Source organism: Alkalibacterium iburiense, assembly GCF_039521845.1.
In the GTDB taxonomy this organism is placed as follows: domain Bacteria; phylum Bacillota; class Bacilli; order Lactobacillales; family Carnobacteriaceae_A; genus Alkalibacterium; species Alkalibacterium iburiense.
Window position 1 is genome coordinate 1 of the sequence record NZ_BAAACW010000168.1, and the last position, 3218, is coordinate 3218.

Sequence of the window (3218 nt, forward strand, 5' to 3'; positions counted from 1 at the left end):
AAATTTTCAGAGCATAATATTTTTATACGTTACTTCTTTTGCTAAGATAAAATAAAAAGGAGTAACGCTTATGAATAAGGAAATCCAAATCTCTAATTTTAAAACTTTTCTTTGTAAGAAAGGCTATTCCAGTCTCGTTATAGAACAATATGGACAAAGAGTTAAGGAATTTTTAAAATGTAATGAGGTAGTTTTTGTCCTACGGACAGATCAAAAGAGATTAAAAGAAATTATATCAAAGTATTTACAGAAAACACCATTAACCTCCCAAAAAAGCACCATTCAAGCTTCCCTCCATGCTTATTACTACTTTCTTACTGGCAAAAAGATATTTAAGAGACTAAGCATCTCTGAATTTGAAATAAATACAGCTATTGAATCTGAGATAGAGAGATTTCAAAGATATTTAATCGATGTTGCTGGACTTAGTAATAATACAGTAACCTCCCAATGCAGTACTGTTAAAATATTTTTATATAGTAGTTTTCCAGAAAAGAACTTCTTGCCTGAAAAAATCGTTATTGAACATGTTAAAATATATTTAACTAGTACAATTAGTCATCTCTCGAATGCATCTAAGAAAACTATAATAACCAGAATTCGAAGTTATATAAAATTCCTCCAATTCAGTGACGGTTTAAAATTAGAGGAAATCTTACAATTACCCATGACATCACCTGTTTGGAAACGTTCAAGTATTCCTAAATATCTTACCGAATCGGAAATAGATAATCTTTTTTCGTCATATAATCGCACAAGACCAGCCGGTATTCGTGATTATGCAATTGCGCGATGCCTAAAAGATTTAGGATTACGTTGTTCAGAAGTCGCAAGACTCTCATTGGATGACTTTAACTGGTTAGAGGGAACTGTAACCATTAGAGAAACAAAAACTTATTCTGAAAGAATCCTTCCACTACACATCGTTACCGGTAGAGCCATTGAAGAGTATTTACTACATTCGCGTCCAAAAACTCAGGAGCGACGTTTGTTTATAAGATTCAAAAACGAACTAGGAAAACCAATGGGTACATCCCAAGTACGCTATACCGTAAGGAGCGCTGCTGTAAGAGCAGGTTTAGATAAGTTCACAGGCACCCATATGTTAAGACACACAGCCGCAAAAGAGATGATAAATAATGGGATTGACCTCAAGATGATAGCGGACATATTAGGTCATGAATCTGTAGAAACAACCAGTATTTATACCAAGATTAATTTTACTGAATTACAAGATGTTGCAGGTGTTTGGCCGGAGGTGGAATATGACTAATAATCTTATCCCAAGGCAAATAGAAGAGTATATTTCTTATAAGAAGGCTCTTGGATATCAGATTAATATTGAATCTCAGCAGTTAAGACGTTTTGCATCATATACGATATCTGTTGGGCATAAAGGTTCTTTGACAACTGACTTAGCGTTCGAATGGGCTACTCTCAAACCAGAATATTCACGATGGTATATGGCGAGAAGGATAGAGATTGTACGTACATTCGCTAAGTATATCTGTGTATTAGACTCTTCGGCACAAATGCCTCCTAAAGGAATGTTTGGAGATTGTCATGGACGGTCAACCCCTTATATTTATACTGAGGAAGATCTATTTATCCTAATGAAAGCATCAATGGGATTGTTGTCACCTGACGGTCTTAGATGTAAGGCAGTCTCGACTGCGATTGGTCTTTTATGGACTACAGGAATGCGGCCAAATGAAGTATGTGGATTGACCGATGACGATGTTGATTTAACAAATAATTTAATTGCTATACAGGAAACGAAGTTTTCAAAAAGTCGTATCATCCCAATCCATGAAACGACTGCTAATGAATTAAGAGGCTATATAAATGAAAGAGATACACTAAGAAGAAACTTTTCTGATCAACATTTTCTACTTTCGACAAATAGCCGTAAACTAGTGTTACGTAATTTAGAATATGCTCTACGAGTAATCAGGAATAAAATCCTTATGGATGACAAAGAATGGAGTAGACGTCCTCCGAGACTATATGATTTCCGTCATACTTTTGCATGCAACACGTTGTTAAGGTGGCTTAAGAAAGATATAAATATAGATTCGAAGATTATTTATCTTTCTACCTATCTTGGTCACGTAAAAGTGGAAGATACCTATTGGTATCTTACGGGAACACCTGAATTAATGCAGTTCACCTCTAAAAAATTTGAAAGATATTTCTATGAGAATGGAGGCATTAACAATGAAGAATAATGATTTTCAGAGACTTCTCCAAAATTTCTTTCTAGAATGGATGATGAATCAAAAGAAGGTATCTCCATCTACCGTTCAAGCTTATAAGGACACCTTTCGAATTCTGTTAATATATATGCGTGATGAAATGGGAATCAAGGCAGACTCTATAAATATAAATACAATAAATGCTAATACCATTGTTGAATTCTTGAATTATCTAGTGAATGTTAGAAAGAATAAACTTATAACAGTAAACAATAGGCTTGCGGCGATTAAGTCTTTTATGGAATATGTATCATATGAATGTCCTGAACATTTAGAAGTTATTAGAAAAGTTAAGTCCATTCCTTTTCGCAAAGTGGAAAAGAAAGAAGTTTCCTATCTAACAAAAGAAGAAATGGATTCATTGCTTAATACTTGTGATAGTGAGAGTTCCCAAGGAAGAAGCGATTATTTGATGTTGCTTCTTCTTTACAATTCTGGAATGAGAGTTTCAGAGATGATTTCAACACAAGGGAGAGATATTTTTTTCTCTGCTAATGGCAAATGTCATCTACGAATAATGGGAAAAGGTAGAAAGGAACGCACTGTTCCTTTATGGGAAACGACATCAAAGAGTCTTGCTAATTATATGCATGAGAATGAAATCCATGACAATGATTATCTCTTATCCGGTAGAAATGTAAAACATCTGACACGTTCTGGAGTACGGTACAGAATAGACCGTCTTGTAAGCAAAGCATATGACACCTGTCCATCTTTAAAAAATAAGTCAGTAACACCACATGTATTCCGACATTCTACTGCAATGAGTCTACTTCAATCAGGAGTCGATATTTCGACAATTGCTATATGGCTTGGACACGAAAGTATTGAAACAACACATAAATATATGGTAGCTGATTTAAAATTAAAAGAAAATGCCTTAAATAAATTACATGAACCCAAATCGGTTGAGAGGACAGTTAGATATCAGGCAGCTGATGATATTCTAAATTTTTTAAATAA

The 3218-nt window shown here is 34.4% G+C and carries 3 protein-coding genes; all 3 read left to right on the forward strand.

What is annotated here, in order from left to right:
- Positions 1 to 70: 70 nt before the first annotated feature.
- On the forward strand, positions 71 to 1273 hold the full coding sequence (locus ABDZ53_RS12775; RefSeq protein WP_343757125.1) for a tyrosine-type recombinase/integrase: 1203 nt from the start codon (positions 71 to 73) through the stop codon (positions 1271 to 1273).
- Positions 1266 to 2228 carry a tyrosine-type recombinase/integrase gene (locus ABDZ53_RS12780; protein ID WP_343757127.1) on the forward strand — a complete coding sequence of 321 codons (963 nt, stop codon included), beginning with the start codon at positions 1266 to 1268 and terminating at the stop codon, positions 2226 to 2228. The genes ABDZ53_RS12775 and ABDZ53_RS12780 overlap by 8 nt, the downstream gene beginning before the upstream one ends.
- Positions 2218 to 3218, forward strand: a 1001-nt coding sequence (locus ABDZ53_RS12785; protein WP_343757129.1) for a tyrosine-type recombinase/integrase, incomplete at its 3' end; no start/stop codon positions are given. The genes ABDZ53_RS12780 and ABDZ53_RS12785, both read left to right, overlap by 11 nt.

Coding starts and splice junctions, on each gene's coding strand:
- ABDZ53_RS12775 (WP_343757125.1), top strand. CDS start 71: ATGAATAAGGAAATCCAAATCTCTAATTTTAAAACTTTTCTTTGTAAG.
- ABDZ53_RS12780 (WP_343757127.1), top strand. CDS start 1,266: ATGACTAATAATCTTATCCCAAGGCAAATAGAAGAGTATATTTCTTAT.